A 23,446-nucleotide genomic window follows, 5' to 3' on the forward strand; every position below is an offset into this window, starting at 1 on the left:
CCGCGGCTCACGAATGGGACAGCTGCCCGGTGCCGCCGGAGCGGCGTATGCGCTCCTGTGCCCGCGCGGCTGCGCGCGCCTGGCGCCGGGCCCGCCGGCGCTCGCGCCGCAGCGTCCGCGCGGTGCTGCTGGGCTCCGACACGACGCCGTGGCGCTGGTTCCACACCTGGCGGGTCACCCACACGTCGAGCGCGCCCCACGTGGCCACCACCGTGCTGACCACACTGCTGATCACCATGGGGAACGCCAGCCAGGACCCGGCAAGGGTGCACAGGAAGGCCACCATCGCCTGCATCAGGGTCACGGCGATGAGCAGCACCGAACGCACGGCCGCCGTACGCACCGGGTCGGGCATCCGGCGCCGCCGGGCGGGCTCTTCGACCCACAACGGCCGGTACTGCGGCTGCTCCTGCCTCGTGTCGGTCTCCTTGGACCGTGCCTTGCGCCCGTACACCGCAGTCCCCCCGTCCGTGCGCTCCGGAACGTCGTGCGCGCCCCTCGTCGCGCGCTCGTCCGCCGGAAAGTCGCGAGCCGGTGCCTCGGTGCCCCTCCGCTCCGTCACCCGCGTCGCCGCTCCGTCACCGGGCGCCTCGCGCCGCTCCGCCGTGCCCATCACCGTGTCACTCCCCACCGCCGGCAGACCGTTTGCCCCGGGCCCGAAGACCCGGCTCCCCAGTGGCTGCCCGGCTTGCGCTGATTTACGCCGCCCAGGTGCGGGATACGGCTCCTGTGGCCGATTCCGCCCCCCATTTCCTGTAGAGAAGGACGAATGGCACGTCTCGAAGATTCCCACGGAACGAAAAGTTCTGGCCAACAGGTCGGACGGGCGCGGCGGTTCCGGTCACTTGGCCACCACTGGATCCGGGGCACCATCTCCCGCAATGACGGGACAACTCCCCATGTCTCGCCGCCGGTACGGAAGTTCAGGTTCCGGACCGGTCTTCGAGTTACCTGTGCGTCGGTAGTAGGCTCGCGCCGTTTGTTGACGCACATGTGTACCCCCTGATCGGTGGGGGGCGAGCTGGGGGAGGCCATGCGCTTTCGCGGGAAGTCGATCCGCCGGAAGATCGTGGCGCTGCTTCTCGTGCCGCTGGTCTCCCTGACCGCGATCTGGGGCTTCGCCACGATACTCACAGGGCGAGAAGCGGGCCGCCTGTTCAGCGTGTCCGATGTCGTGGAGAAGATCGGCTACCCCGTCGAGGACACCGTCCGCGTCATCCAGCAGGAACGCCGGCAGACCCTCGTCTACCTCGCCGATCCCCGGGCCTCCAACGCGCTTTCCGCGCTCCGCCGCACCCGCACCGCCACGGACGAGGCCATCGCCGAGATCCGGGGGAACGCCAACGACCCCGATGTGCACGATGCATTGGACACGGACGAAGGCGAGGGCCTCACGGCCGTCCTGGACGCCTTCGACGGTGTCGACTCCCTGCGCCGCAGCGTCGAGGAGGGCACCGTCACCCGGGCGCAGGCCCTGGATCTCTACAACCGGCTGATCGACCCCTCCTACGATCTGTTGGCAGCCCTGGACGTGGTCGACAGCGTGGAGATGGACAAGCAGTATCGCGCGCTTGTCAACGTCGCCCGCGCCCGCGAACTGCTCTCCCGGGAGGACGCCCTGCTCGGCTCCGCCCTTGTGGTGGGACACGTCAACCGTGACGAGATCCGAGGGGTGTCCGACCTCGAGGCGCAGCGGAACGCGTTCTACGACATCAGCCTCGCGCACCTGCCCTCCGCGGAACGCGAACGGTACGAGCGCTTCTGGAAGAACGCCACCACCGCCCCGCTGCGGACGGCCGAACAGGCCGTCATCTCCGCCGAGCCCGGCAGCATGCCCCGGGGGGTCACCGCCAAGAACTGGGACGCCGCGGCCGCAAACGTGCTCGACGAGCTCGGCACCCTCGACGAGCAGGCCAACGACCGCTACCAGGACCGAGTTCGTCCCGTTGCGATGGGCGTCATCGTCCAGGCCGTTGTCGTGGGCGTCCTCGGCCTGATCGCCCTGCTGCTCTCGCTCTTCCTGTCCATGCGCATCGGCCGGCGCCTGATCCGCGACCTGCGGCAGCTGCGCCTGGAGGCCCACGAGGCATCCGGCGTGCGCCTGCCCAGCGTCATGCGCCGTCTCTCGGCCGGCGAACAGGTCGACGTGGAGACCGAGGTCCCGCTCCTGGAGTACGACAGGAACGAGATCGGCGAAGTCGGACAGGCCCTGAACACCCTGCAACGCGCCGCCGTCGAAGCCGCCGTGAAACAGGCCGAACTCCGCGCCGGCGTCTCCGAGGTCTTCGTGAACCTCGCCCGCCGCAGCCAGGTCCTCCTGCACAAGCAGCTCACCCTGCTCGACACCATGGAACGCAGGACGGAGGACACCGAGGAACTCGCCGACCTGTTCCGCCTCGACCACCTGACCACCCGCATGCGCCGCCACGCCGAGGGCCTGGTGATCCTCTCCGGCGCCGCCCCCTCGCGGCAGTGGCGCAAGCCCATCCAGCTCATGGACATCGTGCGGGCCGCCGTCGCCGAGGTCGAGGACTACGAACGCATCGAGGTGCGCCGCCTGCCCCGCATCGCCGTCACGGGCCCGGCCGTCGCGGACCTCACCCATCTCGTGGCCGAACTCCTGGAGAACGCGACGGTGTTCTCGCCGCCGCACACCGCCGTGCAGGTGATGGGCGAACGCGTCGCCAACGGTTTCACCCTGGAGATCCACGACCGGGGCCTCGGCATGGCGGCCGAGGCACTCCTGGACGCCAATCTCCGGCTTGCCGAGACACCGGAGTTCGAGCTCTCCGACACCGACCGGCTCGGGCTGTTCGTGGTCAGCCGGCTCGCTCAGCGACAGAACGTCCGCGTCTCCCTGCAGCCGTCCCCGTACGGCGGCACCACCGCTGTCGTGTTCATCCCCGAAGTGCTGCTGACGGACGACGTCCCGGACACCAACGGCGTCGGCTTCCGGCTCGACCGGCCCCGCCCGGCGAAGGAGAACAAGCTCGCGGAGACCTCCAGGGCTGCCCTCTCCGAGGTGCCGGCGCCGGTCCCGGGTCTGCCCGCCTCGCTTCTGGACGGGCCCGTGGAACTCGAGGCACCCGTCGCGCTGGACGCACTCAACCCCTTCCCGGACCCCCTCGAAGACGAGGACGGCGAACGCGGCGGACTCTTCCGCCCGCGCCGCTCGATCGCCGAGGCCGAGGGAGCGCCGGCCGGCCGCGCGAACGAGCAGCACCGCGCTCCTTCCGAGACGGGCGGCGGGCCCGAGCACCCCGGTCCGGACGAGCGCATCGGCGCTCCCGTGCCGCTGCCACGCCGCCGGGCACCGAAACTGGTCAGCTCGCACGGCCGCCCGGTCCTCGAGCAGCGTCCCCGGCGAGAAGAGACGGACGAACGGCCCGCGACCCCTCCGGGCCCGCGCCGCGCGGAGAATGAGGCGACCCCGCCCCTGCCGACCCGCCGCCGTACCACGGCGGAACCGCTCCACCAGGGCGCAGACGCCACGAGGCCCGGGGAGACCCCCGACGAGCCGTCGCAGGCGCCCGCCCTCCCCAGGCGCACTCGCCGCCCGGCGATCGCTTCGAGCCCTCCGGACAACACGGCGCAGGGCGCCGGCGGTGTGCCACAGCGGCGCGCCGGTTCGTCGAGCGGCCCCGATGACTCCGCCCAGCGCCCTGCGACCCCGCCCCACGAGTCAGGCTCCGGCTCGGGAGCGCTGCCCAGACGTGTACGCCAGGCGAGTCTGGCGCCCCAGCTGAGGCAGAGCACCGGGCGGCGCCCGGAGGACGGCCCGGAGCCGGACGAGCGCGACGCCGACGAGGTACGCAGCCGTATGGCCTCGCTCCAGCGCGGCTGGCAGCGCGGCCGCGCAGAGAACGCCGCGGGCGACGACGCCCACAGCGGCACAGCACCACAAGGAACCAAGGGGGACGGGCGATGACCGCACCGAAGCCGACCGGCCACAGCGCGACCAGCAAGGGCGGACTGAACTGGCTTCTCGACGACCTCATCGACCGGGTCGCCAGTATCCGCAAGGCCGTCGTGCTCTCCGGCGACGGCCTGCCCACGGGCGTGTCCAAGGACCTGACCAGGGAGGACAGCGAGCACCTGGCTGCCGTCGCCTCCGGGTTCCACAGCCTCGCCAAGGGCGTGGGCCGTCATTTCGAGGCAGGCAGCGTCCGGCAGACCATCGTCGAACTCGACGACGCCTTCCTGTTCGTCACGTCCGCAGGCGACGGCAGCTGCCTCGCCGTCCTTTCCGACGCCGACTCGGACGTCGGCCAGGTCGCCTACGAGATGACTCTCCTCGTCAAGCGGGTCGGAGTACATCTGGGCACCGCTCCGCGCACCGATCTGCCCGCAGGCGGGTAGTGGGATGACATGAGCGCAGACGGTCAGGGAAGAAGCCACTGGTTCGACGACGATGCCGGACCGGTCGTCCGCCCGTACGCCATGACGCGCGGCCGCACCACCAGCGCGGCCCAGCACCGCCTGGACCTGATCGCGGTGGTCGTCACGGAACCCCACTCGGACGACCCGGAAGCGGACCACAGCCTGTCCCCGGAACACGTGGACATCGTCGATCTGTGCCGCGACACCCCCCAGTCGGTAGCCGAACTCTCCACCGAACTCGACCTTCCCATCGGCGTGGTACGGGTCCTCGTGGGGGACCTCGTGGACGCGGAATTCGTCCATGTGAACCGGCCAGTACCTCCTGCGGAACTGCCGGACGAGAGTATTCTGCGCGACGTGATCAACGGCCTCCGGGCGCTGTGAACAGCGCGGAAGCGGGGTGAAGACGTGACAGGCTGGCAGTTCTGGGTCGACCGGGGCGGCACCTTCACGGACATCGTCGCGCGACGCCCCGACGGCCGGCTGCTGACGCACAAACTGCTGTCGGACAACCCCGCGCGGTACTCCGACGCGGCCGTCGCGGGCGTCCGTGAGCTCCTGGGTGGCTCCCGGGAACCCGTCGAAGCCGTGCGCATGGGTACGACGGTCGCCACCAACGCCCTCCTGGAGCGCAAGGGCGAGCGCACCCTGCTGGTCATCACCCGCGGCTTGCGCGACGCCCTGCGCATCGCCTACCAGAACCGCCCCCGGATCTTCGCCCGCCGTATCGAACTTCCCGAGTTGCTGTACGAACGCGTCCTCGAGGTCGACGAGCGCATCGCCGCCGACGGCACCGTCCTGTGCGCCCCCGACCTCGCCGGCCTCGCAGGGCCCCTTCAGGAGGCGTACGACGACGGGATCCACGCCGTCGCCGTGGTCTGCCTGCACAGCCATCTCCACCCCGCCCACGAACAGGAGGTCGGGGACCTGGCGGCGCGCATCGGCTTCCCCCAGATCTCGCTGTCCAGCGAGGTCAGCCCGCTGATGAAGCTCGTTCCGCGCGGTGACACCGCCGTCGTCGACGCCTACCTGTCGCCGGTGCTGCGCCGCTACGTCCAGCACGTGGCCGACGAACTCGAAGGCGTCAGGCTGATGTTCATGCAGTCCAACGGTGGTCTCGCAGAGGCAGGGCAGTTCCGCGGCAAGGACGCCATCCTGTCCGGACCCGCGGGTGGCATCGTCGGCATGGCGCGCATGTCCCAGCTCGCGGGCTTCGACCGCGTCATCGGATTCGACATGGGCGGCACGTCCACGGACGTCTCGCACTTCGCCGGCGAGTACGAGCGTGTCTTCACCACCCAGATCGCCGGAGTCCGGCTGCGCGCCCCCATGCTCGACATCCACACCGTCGCGGCCGGCGGCGGCTCCGTCCTCCACTTCGACGGCTCCCGCTACCGCGTGGGGCCGGACTCGGCGGGCGCGGACCCGGGACCCGCCTGCTACCGCGCCGGCGGCCCCCTCGCCGTCACCGACGCCAACGTCATGCTCGGGCGGATCCAGCCCGCCCACTTCCCCCACGTGTTCGGTCCCGACGGAGACCAGCCCCTCGACCACGGGCTCGTCCGTGACCGCTTCACCGCCCTCGCGCGTGAGATCCGCGAGCGGACCGGTGACGACCGCACCCCCGAGCAGGTCGCCGAGGGCTACCTGCAGATCGCCGTCGCCAACATCGCCAACGCCGTGAAGCGGATCTCCGTCCAGAAGGGCCACGACGTCACCCGCTATGCCCTCACCACCTTCGGTGGCGCGGGCGGCCAGCACGCCTGCATGGTCGCCGACTCTCTCGGCATCCGCACGGTTCTCGTGCCGCCCATGGCCGGTGTCCTGTCGGCCCTGGGCATCGGCCTCGCCGACACCACCGCCATGCGCGAGCAGTCCGTCGAGGCCCCGCTGGAGCCCGCCTCGATGACCACCGTCCGAAAGACCGCAGACGACCTCGAGGCAGCAGCCCGGGCCGAACTCCTCGCCGAGGACGTAGCGCAGGACCGCATCGAGGTCACCCGCCGCGCCCAGCTGCGCTACGACGGCACCGACACCACCCTCACCGTCGAGCTGACCGAGCCCGACACGATGAGGCACGCCTTCGAAGAACGTCATCGCGCCACGTACTCCTTCACGCTCGACCGCCCGATCGTCGTCGAAGCGCTCTCCGTGGAAGCCACCGGCATCACCGATCCCCCCGATCTCTCCGCCCTCGCCCCGTACGAAGGCCGCCCCGCCGCGCCCGAGACCGTCCGCCTCCACACCGGCGGCGCCTGGCGCGACGTACCCCTCCACCGCCGGGAGGATCTGCCTCCCGGCGAGACCGTGACCGGCCCCGCGATCATCACCGAGGCCGGCGCTACGACCGTCGTCGACGACGGCTGGCGGGCCATGGCGAGCGACGACGGGCATCTGGTCATGGAACGCGCGACGATTACGCAGAGTTCCGATCTCGCCACGGAAGCGGACCCGGTTCTCCTCGAGGTCTTCAACAACCTCTTCATGTCGATCGCCGAGCAGATGGGCGCGCGGCTCGAGTCCACGGCCCAGTCGGTCAACATCAAGGAGCGCCTGGACTTCTCCTGCGCCCTCTTCGACCCGGACGGAAACCTGGTGGCCAACGCGCCGCACATCCCCGTCCACCTGGGTTCGATGGGCACGAGCGTCAAGGAGGTCATCCGCCGCCGCGGGTCCGGCATGCGTCCCGGTGACACGTACGCGGTCAACGACCCGTACCACGGCGGCACGCATCTGCCCGACGTCACGGTCATCACCCCCGTGTTCGACTCCACGGACACGGAAAGTCACCGGATCCTCTTCTACGTGGCCTCCCGCGGTCACCACGCCGAGATCGGCGGTATCGCCCCCGGGTCCATGCCGGCGAACAGCCGCACCATCGAGGAGGAGGGCGTCCTCTTCGACAACTGGCTGCTCGCCGAGAACGGCCGCTTCCGGGAAGAGGAGACCCTCCGCCTGCTCACCGACGCGCCCTACCCGTCCCGCAATCCGAAGACCAACCTCGCCGACCTGCGCGCCCAGATCGCCGCCAACCGGAAGGGCGTCGACGAAGTCGGCCGGATGATCCAGGACTTCGGCCTCGATGTCGTCCAGGCCTACATGAGACACGTCCAGGACAACGCGGAGGAGGCCGTGCGCCGCGTCGTCGACGCCCTGGACGACGGCGAGTACGCCTACGAGACCGACTCGGGCGCCGTCATTTGCGTGCGCGTGCGCGTGGACCGCGAAAACAGGTCCGCCACGGTCGACTTCACCGGCACGTCACCGCAACTCGCCACCAACTTCAATGCACCCTTCTCGGTGGTGAACGCGGCCGTCCTGTACGTCTTCCGCACCCTCGTCGCCGACGACATTCCGCTCAACGACGGCTGTCTGCGCCCCCTGAAGATCATCGTGCCGCCCGGCTCCATGCTCGCACCCGAGCCGCCCGCGGCCGTCGTCGCGGGCAACGTGGAGACCTCCCAGGCCATCACCGGCGCCCTCTACGCGGCACTCGGCGTCCAGGCCGAGGGATCCGGCACCATGAACAACGTCACCTTCGGCAACGCACGCCACCAGTACTACGAGACCGTCGCCTCAGGATCCGGCGCCGGCGACGGCTTCGACGGCGCGCCGGTCGTCCAGACCCACATGACCAACTCGAGGCTGACCGACCCCGAGGTCCTGGAGTGGCGACTGCCCGTACAGCTCGACGAGTTCGCGGTCCGGCGCGGCAGCGGCGGCATCGGTCGGTGGCGCGGCGGGGACGGCGCGGTGCGACGCATCCGCTTCCACGAGCCCATGACCGTCTCCACGCTGTCCCAGCACCGCAGGGTCCCGCCGTACGGCCTGGCGGGCGGTGAACCCGGCGCGCTGGGCGCGAACCGGGTGGAACGCGCGGACGGCACCGTCGTCGAACTCGGCGGCAGCGACTCGGCCGAGGTCGGCCCCGGCGACGTGCTCGTCGTCGAAACCCCCGGCGGCGGAGGCTACGGCCCACCGTCGCACGACCCCCATCGAGCAGGAGAACAGATCGATGATCTTCGGGCGTTCTGAGCGCGGCAAGCCCCCGGTCGAGCCCGTCACGCTCAAGCTCCTGGTGGCCGGCGGCTTCGGCGTGGGCAAGACCACCCTGGTTGGAGCGGTCAGCGAGATCAAACCGCTGCGCACCGAGGAGTACCTGACCGAGGCCGGGCGCCCGGTCGACGACATCAGCGGCGTGGAAGCCAAACACACCACCACGGTGGCCATGGACTTCGGCCGCATCACGCTGCGCGAGGACCTCGTGCTGTACCTGTTCGGCACGCCCGGCCAGGAGCGGTTCTGGTTCATGTGGGACGAGCTCTCCGAGGGCGCACTGGGCGCCGTCGTGCTCGCCGACACGCGCCGCCTGGGGGACTGTTTCGCCGCTGTCGACTACTTCGAGCGGCGCTCCATCCCCTTCATCGTCGGCGTCAACTGCTTCGAGGGAGCCCCCCGTTACCCGGCCGGCGACATCCGCCAGGCCCTCGACCTCGACGAGGGCGTACCCCTCGTGCTGTGCGACGCCCGCGACCGGGAGTCGGTCAAGGAGGTCCTCATCGGCGTCGTCCAGCACGCCATGGACTTCGGGACGGAGCGCCGTCAGAGCGTCACCACCTGAACCGGCGAGCGCGGCCCGTACCCCCGCCGACCGGGGTACGGGCCGCAGTCATCCATCAGGCACGCGCGTGCCTAGTTGCCGTCGCCGTCCTCCACCCAGCCGAAGCTCTTCTCCACGGCCTTGCGCCAGTTGTGGTACTCGCGGTCACGCACGGACGTCTCCATGGCCGGAGTCCACTCGACGTCCTTCTGCCAGTGCGCCTTGAGCTCGTCGAGGTCGTTCCACACGCCCGTGGCCAGCCCTGCGGCGTACGCGGCGCCCAGACAGGTCGTCTCGGAGACCCTGGGCCGGATCACCGGTACGCCGAGCACATCTGCCTGGTGCTGCATGAGCAGGTTGTTCTTCGTCATGCCGCCGTCCACCTTCAGGGTCGTGATGTGCACTCCCGAATCCTGGAACATGGCGTCCACGACCTCGCGTGTCTGCCAGCTCGTCGCCTCGAGCACCGCGCGCGCGAGATGTGCCTTCGTGACGTACCGGGTGAGGCCGGTGACGACACCGCGCGCGTCGGAGCGCCAGTACGGTGCGAACAGGCCCGAGAACGCGGGCACGATGTAAGCGCCGCCGTTGTCGTCGACGCTTGCGGCCAGGGTCTCGATCTCGTCGGCGTTGCGGATGATTCCGAGCTGGTCGCGGAACCACTGAACGAGCGCACCCGTTATGGCTATCGCCCCCTCCAGGCAGTACACGGGTGCCTCGCTGCCGATCTTGTAGCCCATCGTCGTCAGCAGCCCGCTCTTCGACGGCACCGGCCGGTTGCCCGTGTTGAGCAGCAGGAAGCTGCCCGTGCCGTACGTGTTCTTCGCCGTGCCCACGTCGTAGCAGGCCTGCCCGAACACGGCGGCCTGCTGGTCGCCCAGGGCCGAGGCGACCGGCACTCCGGCGAGCTGCCCGACGGCGGTGCCGTACACCTCCGCGGACGACCTGATCTCGGGCAGAACGGCCTCGGGCACATTCATTGCGGACAGGATCGACGAGTCCCACTGGAGGGTCTCCAGGTTCATCAGCATGGTGCGTCCGGCATTGGTCACGTCGGTGACGTGCTGCCCGCCTTCGGTACCGCCGGTGAGGTTCCAGATCAGCCAGGAGTCGATCGTGCCGAAGGCGATCTCGCCGTGTTCGGCGCGGGCCCGGAGGCCGGGCACGTTGTCGAGCAGCCAGGCGGCCTTGGGGCCGGAGAAGTAGCTGGCGAGCGGCAATCCCGTCTGCTCGCGGAAGCGGTCCTGCCCGTCCGAGCCGCCCAGTTCGTTGCAGAGGGCCGCGGTGCGCGTGTCCTGCCACACGATGGCGTTGTGGACGGGCTTGCCGGTGGCCCGGTCCCACAGCACCGTCGTCTCGCGCTGGTTGGTGATGCCGAGCGCGCTGAGCTGGTCGGCGCGCAGCCCGGCCTTGGCGATCGCCCCGGCGACCACGGCCTGGACCTTGGACCAGATCTCGGTGGCGTCGTGCTCCACCCAGCCGGGCTTGGGGAAGATCTGGCGGTGCTCGCGCTGGTCGACGGCGACGATCGCGCCGTCCTGGTTGAAGATGATGCAGCGGCTGGAGGTGGTGCCCTGGTCGATAGCGGCGACGAACTTGTCCGTCATGACGTCCCCTTCGTCGGTTCCTTCAGAAGGCTGCGTTGAAGATGAGCCCGGAAAGCGCCCCGCCGATCAGCGGTCCCGCTACCGGGATCCACGCGTAGCCCCAGTCCGAGGTGCCCTTGTTGGGGATCGGGAGCAGGGCGTGGACGATGCGCGGGCCCAGGTCACGGGCCGGGTTGATGGCGTACCCGGTGGGACCGCCGAGCGACAGACCGATGCCGACCACCAGGAACGAGACGATCAGAATCGCGGTGCCGGACTCGCCGAGTCCCTTGGTCAGGCCGAAGGCCAGGATGGGCAGCACCAGCGCGATGGTCGCGATGGCCTCCGTGATGAGGTTCGCCACGGGATTGCGGATCGCGGGAGCGGTGGAGAAGATCCCGAGCGTCGGCTGTGCCAGGTCCTCGTCGGCGTTGGCATGGAACTGCGCGTAGTAGACCAGCCAGCACAGCACGGCGCCGAGCATCGCACCGACCATCTGCCCGGCGATGTAGAGCGGGACCTTGTCCCAGTCTCCCGTGTCGATGGCGATCCCGATGGTCACCGCCGGGTTGAGGTGCCCGCCGGACAGCGGCGCGGCGGTGTACGCCCCGGCCATCACGCCGAATCCCCACCCGAACGCGATCACGACCCAGCCGGCGTCCTTCGCCTTGGAGTAGTTCAGTACGACGGCGGCGACCACTCCGGCGCCGAAGAGGATCAGGATCGCGGTACCGATGACTTCACCGAGAAAGATGTCTCCGTTGCTCATGGCGGCTCCTAGGCCCTGGCCCGGGACGATCGGCCCCGGTCCTCCGTCAGGGTGCGTTTCCCATGGCGACTTCGGCCAAGGCAGGGAGGTCCCGAGCCCCGCCCGGCGTCCGTGACGAGCGTGTCGTCGTGACCGAAATCGCCCGTGGGGGAGCGGTGGCTCGGAAGCCGCGCGGCGCAGTGCGCGGATACGCCGAAAATGTACGGCGATGTCGGCTGACACCGGGAAGTGTTCACCGGAGCCCAGGGAGCGTCAAGGAGGCAGACGGCAACGGTTGGGGGCCGCCGCAGCCGGTCCGTGGCTTCCTCGGCGGCCCGCCCGGCCGGCGCGACGGCGGTCGATGCACACCGGAGTTGAGGTGAACCCGGCCCTGGCGGAAGGCGCACGGGGCCCGGGGAGAGACCACTGCAGGCGATTCCCGGGCCGGACTCTGCAAGCGATTTCCCGGCCCGGATTCCGGGGGCCGGGGGACCACTGTGCGGTCGCCTCTGTCCGGCCACCGAGACGGACGTCGGCGCCTCAACCCATGCCCGGCTCCGCCACGAGCCGCTCCGTCTCCACCGGAGGCGCCCCGGAGCCCCGCCGGATCTCGTGCCCGGGCAGCCCGGCGCGCCCCAGCACCCAGCTCGCCCCGCGCAACGCCTTGGCGGCCTGCTTCAGCGGCGCCAGACACGCGGCCGCCTGCCGGTGGTCGGACACGCTGCCCGGGCTGCACAGGACCGTGGCCAGGGACAGCGTGACCGGCCGTCCGCCCGCAGACCAGGGTGCGTCCAGCACGCAGGCGGCCAGCGGATCCAGGTCTTCCGGGTCCGCGAGGACCAGGAAATCGTCCCCGCCGATGTGCCCCACGCGCGTGGCCCCGGACTGCGCGTCCTGCAGCGCGCGCCCCACGGACCGGATCAGTTCGTCGCCCGCCGCGAAGCCTGCCCCGTCGTTGACCTGCTTGAAGTGGTCGATGTCCAGCCAGCTCAGGGCGAACGCCCGCCCGGCCGCGATGCGTCGGTCCACTTCACCGGTGATCGCGTCCGAGCCGGGCAGCCGCGTCAGCGGATTGAGTCCGGCGGCCTCCTCGACCCGGCTCTCGGCCAGTGCCCGCACCAGATCCGCGAGCCGTACGACGCCCACACAGCGCCCGTACCGGTCGACGACGGCCACGTCGTCCGAGGTACGGTCCCGGGCGCCGACCGCCACCACGTCCAGCACTTCCCACGCGGTGGCGTCCACGCCCACCGTCCGGGGCGGATCGCCGAGCTTGGCGGCGGGCCGGTCGGCGTACAGGGCATGGCCGTAACGCCCCGACATCGACAACAGGAATCGCGACCGGTGCACCGACCGGACGGGTACTCCCGCCCGGTCCACGAGCAGCACGCCCGACACGTCCGGCGACCCGGTCAGCAATGCCCGCACCTGTCCGGCGGACGCGGTCGCCGGCAGCAGCGCGGCGGGCCGCACGAACTCCCGCACCGAGGGCCCTGACGGTGGCATCGCCACCGAATCGGCCGAGGGCGGTGGAACGTATACGTCCGCTGCGGGCAGCCGGGCCGGCGGAGCGAGCAGCTCGCCCTGCGCCAGCTGCGCACCGGCCGACAGCGCGGCCGCACACTGCAGCTCGGTCTCCACGCCCTCGACGCACAGCAGTGCTCCCAGTCCGTCGCACAGCGTGCGCATCGCCCGCACCGCGGTGGGCCGCGCCAGCAGTGACGCGTCCAGTTTCACGAGATCGGGGGCGAGGTCCGTGAGCAGCCGCAGCGGTACGTCCCCGTCCCCGACGCCGTCCGCGCTGATCCGGAAGCCCTGGCCACGCAGCCCGGCCACCGCCTCCAGCAGAGCGGACTGCGGCACGTGCGTGTACGGCGGAAGGACGTCGAGTGTCACCTCCCACGGCAGCCGCCCCACCTCGCGCACGGCGTCGTGCAGCGAGGTGAGCCCGCCGAGGTCGGCCAGGGTGCCCGCGAACACGTTCACGTGCAGTGGCAGCAGCGTCTCCTTGTGCGCCGCCGCACGAACCGCCAGCACGGCGAGCCGCCCGTCGAGTTCGGGGTCACGGCGGGCTTCGGCCAGGATGTCTCCGGCCTCGGGACGGGCGAGTATCTCCAGGCCCGTGACCCCGCCGGTGGTGAGGTTGACCACCGGTTGGAAGGCGAAGCGGAGAGTGTCCGTCCAGGAGCGCACGGGAGCATGATGTCGCCGCCGAAAAGTGCCCAGGCCCAGTTCATGAGACGTTCACGCAGGATTCCCGGGTGATCACACAGCGTATGACCCCCACCTTGGTGTCCGCGCCGGACCCGTGAGGCTCTGTTCCGCCGGGCCTCCTTCCCGCCTCACCGCACCGCGACCACTGCCGAGCCGTGCCCGAACAACCCCTGGTTCGCCGTGATCCCCGCGCGCGCTCCGGCGACCTGACGCTCACCCGCCCAGCCCCGCAACTGCCAGGTCAGCTCGCAGACCTGGGCGATGGCCTGTGCCGGCACGGCCTCCCCGAAGGAGGCCAGTCCACCGCTGGCGTTCACGGGTATGCGCCCGCCGGGCGCCGTCGCGCCCTCGCGAAGCAGCTTGGCCCCTTCCCCCTCACCGCACAGTCCCAGATCCTCGTACCACTGCAGCTCCAGGGCCGTGGACAGGTCGTAGACCTCGGCGAGAGACAGGTCCTCCGGACCTGTGCCGGCTTCTTCGTAGGCCGCCCGGGCGATCGAGGCGCGGAACGTCTCGGAGGGGGGCTCCGCCGCCACCGCGGAGTCCGTCGCGATGTCCGGCAGGTCCAGCACCGTGCTGGGGTATCTCGGAGTCACCGTCGACACCGCCCGGATGCGCACCGGCTCCGCGGCTCCGTGCCGGCGCGCGAATTCCATCGTGGACAGCACCAGCGCCGCTCCGCCGTCCGAGGTCGCGCAGATGTCGAGCAGCCGCAGTGGATCGGCGACCACCGCCGAGGCCGCCACCTCCTCGGCGGTGACCCGCTTGCGGTAGCGCGCATACGGGTTCAGCGCACCCATGGCCGCGTTCTTCACCTTGACCTGGGCGAAGTCGTCCAGAGTGTCCCCGTGCACGGCCATGCGCCGACGCGCGTACAGCCCGAAGTACGCGGGATTGGTGGCGCCCAGCACCCGGAAGCGCAGCCAGTCGGGATCGTCTGGCCGGTCCCCGCCCGCCGGGCGGAAGAACCCCTTGGGGGCGGCGTCGGCGCCCACCACGAGCACCACCTCCGCCAGCCCCGCGAGGATCTGCGCACGCGCGGTGTTGATCGCCTGGGCCCCCGACGCGCACGCCGCGTACACGCTCGTGACCCGGGCCCCCTGCCAGCCCAGCGCCTTCGCGAACGTCGCCCCTGCCACGTACCCCGGATAGCCCCCGCGGACCGTGTCCGCGCCGACTATCGATCCCACGTCCCGCCAGTCCAGACCGGCGTCGGCGAGAGCCGCTCGGGCCGCCGCCGTCCCGTACTCGACGAAACCGCGCCCCCACTTGCCCCAGGGGTGCATGCCCGCGCCGAGCACCGCCACCTCTTGCGTCATGCGCTCACCCCCGTCGGCCGCCAGTGCCACGTCGTCCAGGTCGTCTCCGCGTCCTCGCACAGCACGCCCGGGACGACCTCCACCTCCATGCCCACCGTCAGATCGGCGACGGTGACCCCGGGAACCGACTGTCCCAGCACCACGATCCGCTCGGATTCCAGCTCCACAGCGATCAACGCGTACGACTCCCACGGAAGTTCCGGATCGCTCACGTAGGGTGACGGAGGCCGGTACCGGGCGTCCGTGTACGACCAGACGCGGCCCCGCCGCGACAGCGGCATCTCCTCCAGGTCGCCGCCAGGACACCCCGGATTGCGGCAATGGGTGTCCTCGCGTGGGAAGAAGACCGAGCCGCAGGACGAGCAGCGAGTGCCGAGGAGCCGGAAATCGCCCCCCTCACCGGCGAACCAGCCGACGACCACCGGCGTACGTGTACGCGACAAGGCCCCTCCCTGACACGAGATCTGACGGAACGTCAGAAGTCTGCCACGAGTCGGAAGGAATGGGCAGGCGACGAAGAGGGGAGTTCCACCCGGACGTCGACAAGCGCAGGCGGTTCGAGGACGGCCGCTTCACGGCGAAATCCGGCCACCGTCGCGGCGCCGGTTCCGTCGCAGTCTCTCGTCAAGAGCCGCAGACACGTTCCGGCAGGTGCTGTCGGGCGCCTGATGAGGACGCCCTCGCTGTGATCGGATACAGTCCGCCGCGTGTCCGAAAATCAGTACCCCACTCGCAACTCCGCGCCCGACTCCCACTGTTCGAGCTGCGGAGCGCCCTACGGAGAAGGCGTCTCCGGCTGGCCCCGCACCTGCCCTGCCTGCGGCACCACGGCCTACCGCAACCCGCTGCCGGTGGCGATCGCGCTCCAGCCCGTGTACGACACGAAGGGCACCGCCCTGGTCGTCATCACCCGCACCATCGCCCCCGCGCGCGGAAGCGCCGCATTGCCGGGCGGCTTCATCGACGACCGCGAGGACTGGCGGCAGGCCGTCGTCCGCGAACTCAAGGAGGAGACGGGCATCGACGCCGCGAGCCGCGATGTGCGGCTCGTCGACGCCATGAGCTCTCCCGACGGTCACCTGCTGCTCTTCGGACTCCTCCCGGAGCGCCCCGCCGACCGCCTTCCGGCGCCGACGGCCACGGACGAGACGGAGGGCTGGCACCTCCTGCGCAGGCCGGAGGAGCTCGCCTTCCCCCTGCACACGCTCGCCGTGCGGGCGTTCTTCGAGGGCCGCTACGTCTGAGCCCGGCGCTCCTTGAGTCCCCGTATGCGCACTGGGAGGGCCGGCTCGCACAGGCCGTCCTCGGTTTCCTGCTGGACGACGACGCGCCGGCCCTCCCAGCGGGTGACATAGCGCTCGATCTCGGGTTCGTCCCAGCCGTCGCCGGCGTCGGGGACCACCGTTCCGCCTCCGGTCCGCCCACGGGCGGGCGCCCACACCTCCAGCTCCAGGCCGTCGTCCTCCCCCCGTACGGGAAGGACGGCACCCGCGCGCGCGAGCACCGGGATCCGCGACAGGGGCGCATCCACGAGAACCTGCCCCGGCCCCTCGTACACCCGCTCCGTCGCCGTGTCGTACCAGCGCCCCCGCGGCAGCTGCACGGCGCGCCGGTCGGCGCCCGGGTCGAGCACGGGCGCCACCAACAGGCAGTCGCCCAACAGGAAGGCGTCCTCGCAGTCACGCAGCGCGCGGTCCTCGGGTGCGCCCCACCACAGGGGACGCACGTAAGGGGCTCCCGTGCGCCGTGCCAGATGCGCCAGAGTCATGAAGTACGGCAGCAGACGCCGGCGCTCGACGAGCGCAACGCGCGCGTGCTCCAGAACCTCGGCGCCGAACTCCCAGGGCTCCCTGCGCCCCGCCCGCAGACTCGCGTGGGTACGGAACAGCGGCAGGTACGCGCCCAGCTGGAACCAGCGCACATACAACTCCGGGGACGGACTCCCGTCGAAACCGCCGACGTCCGGCCCCGAATACGGCACCCCACACAGCCCGAGCCCCATCACCAACGACAGCGACGCCCGCAGGCCGGGCCAGCCCGTGGCGACGTCACCCGACCACGTTCCCCCGTACCGCTGCATGCCGGCCCAGCCGGAACGCGAGAACAGGAAGGGCCGCTCCTCCGGCGCCAGCTCGCGCAGCCCCTCGTACCCCGCCCTGGCCATGCACAGCGCGTAGACGTTGTGCGCCTCGCGGTGATCACCACCGCGCCCCTCCAGGGCGTGCCGGGCCGAACGCGGCAGGGTCGACTCCCCGAAGGCGGTGAACGAAGTCGGTTCGTTCATGTCGTGCCAGAAGCCCGAGAATCCCTGCGCCACGCGTTCCGCGTACAACCTGCCCCACCACTGCCGCACGCGCGCGTGCGTGAAGTCCGGGAACACCGCGTCGCCGGGCCACACCACCCCTCGTACCAGCCGCCCCGAGGCGTCCCTCACGAACGCGTCCTCTGCGAGCCCGCCGTCGTACACCGCGTTGCCCGGCGCGGCCTTGACGGCAGGGTCGACGATCGACACCAGCCGGATCCCGTCCCGTCGCAGCTCCTCGGCCAGCACCGGCAGCTTGGGAAAGCGCTCCTCGTCGACCGTGAACACCTGGTGGGCGTCGAAGTGATCGATGTCGAGGTGGACGGCATCGAGCGGCAGACCTCGCTCCTGGTAGCCCGCGACGATCCGCCGCACCTCATGCTCGCTTCCGAAGCCCCACCGCGCGTGCTGATGCCCGAGCGCCCACGCCGGCGGCAGCGCGGGCGCCCCGGCCAGGGAAGCCCAGGCGAGCAGCACGCGCGCGGGAGTGCCCACTATCACCCAGCAGCGCAGCGGACCGCCGTCCATCCGCAGCTCGCTGGTCCCGACCCGGTCATGTCGGGACCCGGCGCCCTCCTCGCCCTCCCGCACCGTCACCGTGCCGTCCCACGACGTGTCGTGGAACGCCAGGTGCGTGGCCGCGTCGGCCACCACGAGCTGCACCGGCATGGTGATGTACAGAGGGTCGTCGCCGGGGCCGAAGGCATGCCCCGGGTCCGTGTTCCACAGCCTGTACGTCCCGTCGCGCAACCTGGGCCCGGAAGCCCGCCCGCCGAGCCCGAAGAACCGCGCGTCGGCGGTGACTTCCGACCGCTGCATCCAGCGCGCCGTGCCGCCGCCGGCCGCCTCCCACCAGCGCGGCGGCAGATCGCGGCGCAGCATCATGCCTCCCGGAGTGCGCACCTCGACCGCACCGTGCCGCGACACGACCACCGTCACCCGCTCGGCGACGACCCGCCAGCCACCGTCCTTGTCGGGTTCGAGCACGGCCCGCGGGTCGGGCTCCGGACACCGGCCGGCGAGTGCGTACGACGGCTCCGGGGCGGCACCGTCCCACCCCCAGAAGACAGCACCACTGACCGTGACGGTGATCCGCAACTCGGAGCGGCTGAAACGGACGATCCCGCCACCAGGACCCGGCTCCACGTCCCTTACGACCCCCGGCACCCGCGCACGCTCGGCACCCCGCGGCGGCAGCCCGGTGGCATCGGCACGCCTTCTGCGCCACGCGGCTCGTACGGTGCGCAACCCCTGGGCCACTCCCGCAGAACCGACCGCCTTCACCGAACGCACCAGGTCACGACCGTCCATGCTGCTCACCCTGCCACTGAGCGCCCCACGCGCGTGTGCCGTTCAACTGCCGTTCACCCGTGCTTCGACCACATCTTTGCGACACGGACTATGTGGGGCGCGCCCTGGTGCAGAAGTCGATCACATGGCATCGTCCGTGTCAGCCGCGTCACGCGCACACCCCAGCCCGTGCGCGGACGACGCACACGACGCGCACAGCCGGGAGCCGCCCCATGTCGACCGTGAACCCCCAGCCACTCTGGCAGCCAGATCCGGAGCGCATCACCCGGGCGCAGGTCACCCGGTTCCAGGCCTGGGCCGCCGAGCACCACGGAGCGCCGTCCGAGGGCGGCTACGCGTCGCTGCACCGCTGGTCCGTCGACGAGCTGGAGACGTTCTGGAAGGCCGTCACGGAGTGGTTCGACGTACGGTTCTCCACCCCCTACGCGCGCGTGCTGGCCGACCGCTCGATGCCCGGCGCCCAGTGGTTTCCCGGGTCGACCCTGAACTACGCCGAGCACGCCCTGCGTGCTGCCACCACTCGCGCGGAGGAACCGGCCCTCCTTCATGTCGACGAAACCCACGAACCACACCCGGTGACCTGGTCCGAACTGCGCCGTCAGGTCGGCTCCCTGGCGGCGGAGCTGCGTGCTCTCGGCGTACGCCCCGGAGACCGCGTCAGCGGCTACCTCCCGAACATCCCGCAGGCCGTCGTCGCCCTCCTCGCCACGGCCGCCGTGGGGGGAGTGTGGACCTCCTGCGCCCCCGACTTCGGCGCCCGCAGCGTCCTCGACCGCTTCCAGCAGGTCGAGCCCGTCGTCCTGTTCACCGTCGACGGCTACCGCTACGGCGGCAAGGAGCACGACCGCCGCGACATCGTCGCCGAACTGCGCCGCGAGCTGCCCACCCTGCGGGCCGTCGTCCACATTCCCCTCCTGGGCACCGAGGCCCCCGAGAACGCCCTCGAATGGTCGGCCCTCACCGCCGCCGACGTGGAGCCCGTCTTCGAACAGGTCCCCTTCGACCACCCTCTCTGGGTGCTCTACTCCTCCGGTACGACCGGCCTGCCCAAGGCCATCGTCCAGTCCCAGGGCGGCATCCTGATCGAGCACCTCAAGCAGCTCGGCCTGCACTGCGACCTGGGCCCCGAGGACCGCTTCTTCTGGTACACGTCGACCGGTTGGATGATGTGGAACTTCCTCGTCTCCGGCCTCCTGACCGGAACGACGGTCGTTCTCTACGACGGCAGCCCCGGCTATCCCGACACGGGCGCCCAATGGCGGGTGGCCGAACGGACGGGATCCACCCTCTACGGCACCTCGGCGGCGTACGTCATGGCCTGCCGCAAGGCAGGCGTCCACCCGTCCCGCGACTTCGACCTCTCCAGGGTCCAGTGCGTCGCCACCACGGGCTCTCCCCTGCCTCCCGACGGTTTCCGCTGGCTGCACGACGAGGTCCGCGACGACCTGTGGATCGCCTCCGTCAGCGGCGGCACCGACGTGTGCTCCTGTTTCGCGGGCGCGGTACCGACCCTCCCCGTATACACGGGTGAGCTGCAGGCGCCCGGGCTCGGCACCGACCTGCAGTCCTGGGACCCCAGCGGCATGCCGGTTGTCGACGAGGTCGGCGAACTGGTGGTCACCAATCCCATGCCGTCGATGCCGATCCACTTCTGGAACGACCCCGACGGCAGCCGCTACCACGACAGCTACTTCGACACCTACCCCGGTGTCTGGCGCCACGGCGACTGGATCACCGTGACCTCCCGCGGCTCGGTCGTCATCCACGGCCGCTCCGACTCCACGCTGAACCGCCAGGGCGTCCGCATGGGATCCGCCGACATCTACGAAGCCGTCGAACGCCTTCCCGAGATCAGGGAATCCCTCGTCATCGGCATCGAACAGCCCGACGGCGGCTACTGGATGCCCCTCTTCGTGCACCTTGTACCCGGCGCCGTCCTCGACGAGCCCCTCCTCGGGCGGATCAAGCAGACCATCCGCGACCAGCTCTCACCACGCCACATCCCCGACGAGATCATCGAGGTGCCCGGAGTCCCGCACACTCTCACCGGGAAACGCATCGAGGTCCCGGTCAAGCGCCTCCTCCAGGGCACGCCCCTCGACAAAGCGGTCAACCCGGGTTCCATCGACAACCTCGACCTCCTGCACTTCTACGAGGACCTCGCCCGCAAACGCGCCTGACCAGCCCGCACCGCACCGGTGGCCCCCGGACTCTCCCCGCGCGGAGGGGAAGGCCGGGGCCGTTGTCAGTGCTGCCGGTTACTGTGAGTGAGCATTGATCGACTGCTCACAGGGGGAAACATGGCCCGCACCGACCACCAGACCATGCGACGCGTCCTGCGCCGCGAAATCGCCGGCACCATCGGCCTGCTGACCGACGAGTACGACTTCGGGGCCATGCGCCGCTACCGCAGCTTCACCTTCGACGACCACGCCGCCTATCTGCAGCAGGTCGAAGCCCTGCTCAGGACACGTGCCGCCCAGGGCACCCACACCACCGTGGCCCTCTTCGATCCACAGGAATACGCGGAGTTCTGCGCCGACAGGGACCTGGACCCCGACATCCCGTCGAGCCGCACACGCTTCACCGCCGAACTCGCCACCACGGGCCCCACCATTCCCTACGACGGCCAGCCGCTCTCCGACCTCCTCCCCGCCCTCGTCGACCAAGCCGTCCGACAGGCGACCTGGGAGTACGCGGCCACACTCCTCGCCCGCCTCGGTGCCTGCGCGACGTGCGGCGAGGACATCGGCCGAGCGGCCTTCACACGCGCCTCGGACCTCGTCGTCCGTATCCTCGACACGGCCCCCGCAGGCCACCGGCACCTCGTCTGCAGCGTCTCGGGAACACCGGAAGCACTCGTCTCCGTCCTCCACGCCGACCGGGACGGCGACGGCACCACAGAAATGGACGAGGCCGAAGCCCTCGAATTCACCACGGTCCTGGCCCTCGGCCTCGCCACCCGGAGCCCCGGCGGACTCGTCATGCGGACCAGTGCCACCGACGCCCCCGACCGGATCTACGGCTGGCGGCTGCGCGCAGACGGCCTCCAACCACTCACCGCCGGCGAGGTCTTCGACGCCTACTGCACCGACGTCGAATCCGGCGACCTGATCTCCCCGGAGTCCAACGTCGACTACTGCGCCCCACCCGACCTCGGTGAGGACGGACCCACGCCGGGCCACGACCACTGAACAGGGGAGGGGCGCCCCACCCGCAGGTGGAGCGCCCCTCGAGAACAACCCAAGGCCGCAGCGCCACGACTACTCGCCGGACAGGACCGCCTGAGCCGCGCTGCGCGCCTCCTCGGCGCTGTCCGCCGCCCGCGCAGCAGCCGCGGCCCGCTCGCACTGCGCCAGCGTGTACTTCGCCAGCGCCGCCCGGACATATGGAATCGACGCCGAACCCATGGAGAGAGAGGTGACACCGAGACCCGCCAGCACACAGGCAAGCAGCGGATCGGACGCGGCCTCGCCACACACCCCACAGCTCTTGCCCTCGGCCTTGGCCGCCTCCGCGGACAGCGCGACGAGGTCGAGCAACGCGGGTTGCCACGGATCCTGCAGGCGGGACACCGCCCCCACCTGACGATCGGCCGCAAAGGTGTACTGCGCGAGATCGTTCGTCCCCAGCGACAGGAACTCGACCTCCTGCAGGACCGAGCGAGCCCGCAGCGCGGCCGAGGGAATCTCCACCATCGCGCCGAACTTCGCCTGCAGCCCGGCCGCACGGCACGCGTCGGCGAACGCCTTGGCGTCGGCACGGTCCGCCACCATCGGGGCCATCACCTCGAGGTGGACGGGCAGTCCTTCGGCAGCCTTCGCGAGAGCCGTCAGCTGCGTGCGCAGGATGTCGGGGTGGTCGAGCAGCGTCCGCAGGCCACGCACACCCAGCGCCGGGTTGGGCTCGTCGGCCGGGGTAAGGAAGTCGAGCGGTTTGTCCGCACCAGCGTCCAGCACACGTACGACGACACGGCCCTCGGGGAAGGCCTCCAGCACCTGCCGGTAGGCCGCGACCTGCTTCTCTTCGGACGGAGCGTTCTTACTGTCGTCGAGGAAGAGGAACTCGGTGCGGAAAAGCCCCACGCCCTCCGCGCCCGCCTCGACGGCGGCAGGTACGTCGGAGGGTCCACCGACGTTGGCCAGCAGCGGCACCTTGTGGCCGTCGGCGGTCGCACCGGGACCGGTCGACGCGGTCAGCGCCGCCCTGCGCTCGGCGGCAGCCGCCTCAAGTTGCCCCTTCTTCTCCTCGCTCGGGTTCACGAAGATCTCGCCTGTGCTGCCGTCGACGGCGATCACCGTGCCCTCGGCGAGCTCAACGGCACCCGGCAGTGCCACGACGGCCGGAACACCGAGCGCCCGCGCCAGAATCGCGCTGTGGCTGGTCGGACCGCCCTCTTCGGTGACGAAGCCGAGAACCAACGTCGGGTCCAGGAGAGCCGTGTCCGCGGGCGCGAGGTCACGAGCGACGAGGACGTACGGCTCGTCGCTGTCCGGGACACCCGGCATCGGAACCCCGAGCAGCCGAGCGACTATACGATTCCGCACGTCATCGAGATCGGCCACACGCCCGGCAAGATACTCGCCGGCCCCGGCCAGCAGCTCGCGGTATGCCGCGAACGCGTCGTACACGGCACGCTCGGCCGTGCTCCCGACGGCGATACGCCGGTCCACGTCCGCCATCAGCTCGGGGTCCTGGGCCATCAGGGCCTGCGCCTCGAGCACCGCCTGAGCCTCGCCGCCGGCCAGATTGCCCCGCGCCGTCAGGTCGGCTGCCACAGCCTCCACAGCCTTGCGGGCGCGTCCCTGTTCCCGCTCCGCTTCCTCCGCCGGTATCTGCTTGGCCGGCGGCTCGAGCACCGCCGTCCCCATGTGCCGTACCTCGCCGATCGCCACACCGTGGCTTACGCCGACGCCTCGCAGCGTTGTCTCCATCTCACCCGTCTCCGATAGTGCGGCGGGTCCCACCGCCGCCGTTGTTGTCCTA

General features: G+C 70.8%; 16 protein-coding genes. 8 read left to right on the top strand and 8 right to left on the bottom strand.

What is annotated here, in order from left to right; genetic code table 11:
* Positions 1-7: 7 nt before the first annotated feature.
* Positions 8-613, bottom strand: coding sequence for a hypothetical protein (locus ABZO29_RS37505; protein WP_367324644.1), 606 nt, complete (start codon positions 611-613; stop codon positions 8-10).
* Positions 614-1,033: 420 nt separating this feature from the next.
* Between ABZO29_RS37505 and ABZO29_RS37510 the strand changes: the two genes are divergently transcribed.
* Genes ABZO29_RS37510 through ABZO29_RS37530 form a run of 5 tightly spaced genes read left to right on the top strand, consistent with a single transcriptional unit; the run spans position 1,034 to position 9,001 of the window.
* Positions 1,034-3,928: a nitrate- and nitrite sensing domain-containing protein gene (locus ABZO29_RS37510; protein WP_367324645.1), complete on the top strand. Its 2,895-nt coding sequence runs from the start codon at positions 1,034-1,036 to the stop codon at positions 3,926-3,928.
* A complete protein-coding gene (locus ABZO29_RS37515; RefSeq protein ID WP_367324646.1) occupies positions 3,925-4,359 on the top strand; it encodes a roadblock/LC7 domain-containing protein in 435 nt (144 codons plus the stop codon). The genes ABZO29_RS37510 and ABZO29_RS37515 overlap by 4 nt, the downstream gene beginning before the upstream one ends.
* Before the next feature lie 9 nt (positions 4,360-4,368).
* Complete coding sequence (locus ABZO29_RS37520) at positions 4,369-4,764, top strand: DUF742 domain-containing protein (protein ID WP_367324647.1); 396 nt, start codon at positions 4,369-4,371, stop codon at positions 4,762-4,764.
* A gap of 24 nt (positions 4,765-4,788) precedes the next feature.
* Positions 4,789-8,415 (top strand): hydantoinase B/oxoprolinase family protein, encoded by a 3,627-nt coding sequence (locus ABZO29_RS37525; protein WP_367324648.1) that lies wholly within the window; start codon positions 4,789-4,791, stop codon positions 8,413-8,415.
* A complete protein-coding gene (locus ABZO29_RS37530) occupies positions 8,396-9,001 on the top strand; it encodes an ATP/GTP-binding protein (protein WP_367324649.1) in 606 nt (201 codons plus the stop codon). Before ABZO29_RS37525 ends, ABZO29_RS37530 begins: the two co-directional genes overlap by 20 nt.
* Before the next feature lie 71 nt (positions 9,002-9,072).
* Here the strand turns inward: ABZO29_RS37530 and glpK are convergent, their stop codons facing one another.
* The 5 genes from glpK to ABZO29_RS37555 all read right to left on the bottom strand — a co-directional run bounded on the left by glpK (position 9,073) and on the right by ABZO29_RS37555 (position 15,269).
* Positions 9,073-10,587 (bottom strand): glycerol kinase GlpK, encoded by a 1,515-nt coding sequence (gene glpK / locus ABZO29_RS37535; protein ID WP_367324650.1) that lies wholly within the window; start codon positions 10,585-10,587, stop codon positions 9,073-9,075.
* Between the two features lie 22 nt (positions 10,588-10,609).
* Positions 10,610-11,335: an MIP/aquaporin family protein gene (locus ABZO29_RS37540; RefSeq protein WP_367324651.1), complete on the bottom strand. Its 726-nt coding sequence runs from the start codon at positions 11,333-11,335 to the stop codon at positions 10,610-10,612.
* Between the two features lie 519 nt (positions 11,336-11,854).
* Positions 11,855-13,507, bottom strand: coding sequence for an EAL domain-containing protein (locus ABZO29_RS37545; RefSeq protein ID WP_367324652.1), 1,653 nt, complete (start codon positions 13,505-13,507; stop codon positions 11,855-11,857).
* A 149-nt stretch (positions 13,508-13,656) separates the two neighbouring features.
* Positions 13,657-14,847: a lipid-transfer protein gene (locus tag ABZO29_RS37550; protein WP_367324653.1), complete on the bottom strand. Its 1,191-nt coding sequence runs from the start codon at positions 14,845-14,847 to the stop codon at positions 13,657-13,659.
* Positions 14,844-15,269, bottom strand: a complete 426-nt coding sequence (locus ABZO29_RS37555; protein ID WP_367326346.1) for a Zn-ribbon domain-containing OB-fold protein — start codon at positions 15,267-15,269, stop codon at positions 14,844-14,846. Before ABZO29_RS37555 ends, ABZO29_RS37550 begins: the two co-directional genes overlap by 4 nt.
* Positions 15,270-15,554: 285 nt before the next feature.
* Here ABZO29_RS37555 and ABZO29_RS37560 point away from each other — a divergent pair, with 285 nt between their 5' ends.
* Positions 15,555-16,091, top strand: a complete 537-nt coding sequence (locus ABZO29_RS37560) for an NUDIX domain-containing protein (protein WP_367324654.1) — start codon at positions 15,555-15,557, stop codon at positions 16,089-16,091.
* Here ABZO29_RS37560 and ABZO29_RS37565 read toward each other — a convergent pair.
* Positions 16,082-18,460 (bottom strand): TIM-barrel domain-containing protein, encoded by a 2,379-nt coding sequence (locus tag ABZO29_RS37565; RefSeq protein ID WP_367324655.1) that lies wholly within the window; start codon positions 18,458-18,460, stop codon positions 16,082-16,084. The two genes, ABZO29_RS37560 and ABZO29_RS37565, sit on opposite strands and share 10 nt — an antisense overlap.
* A gap of 212 nt (positions 18,461-18,672) precedes the next feature.
* On the opposite strand from ABZO29_RS37565, the gene ABZO29_RS37570 reads away from it, so the two are divergent.
* Positions 18,673-20,640 (top strand): acetoacetate--CoA ligase, encoded by a 1,968-nt coding sequence (locus tag ABZO29_RS37570; RefSeq protein ID WP_367324656.1) that lies wholly within the window; start codon positions 18,673-18,675, stop codon positions 20,638-20,640.
* A gap of 120 nt (positions 20,641-20,760) precedes the next feature.
* Positions 20,761-21,654 (top strand): hypothetical protein, encoded by an 894-nt coding sequence (locus tag ABZO29_RS37575; protein ID WP_367324657.1) that lies wholly within the window; start codon positions 20,761-20,763, stop codon positions 21,652-21,654.
* Between the two features lie 69 nt (positions 21,655-21,723).
* Here the strand turns inward: ABZO29_RS37575 and ptsP are convergent, their stop codons facing one another.
* Positions 21,724-23,394, bottom strand: coding sequence for a phosphoenolpyruvate--protein phosphotransferase (gene ptsP, locus ABZO29_RS37580; protein ID WP_367324658.1), 1,671 nt, complete (start codon positions 23,392-23,394; stop codon positions 21,724-21,726).
* Positions 23,395-23,446 lie beyond the last annotated feature (52 nt).

The sequence above is a fragment of the Streptomyces sp. HUAS ZL42 genome (assembly GCF_040782645.1).
GTDB lineage: Bacteria > Actinomycetota > Actinomycetes > Streptomycetales > Streptomycetaceae > Streptomyces.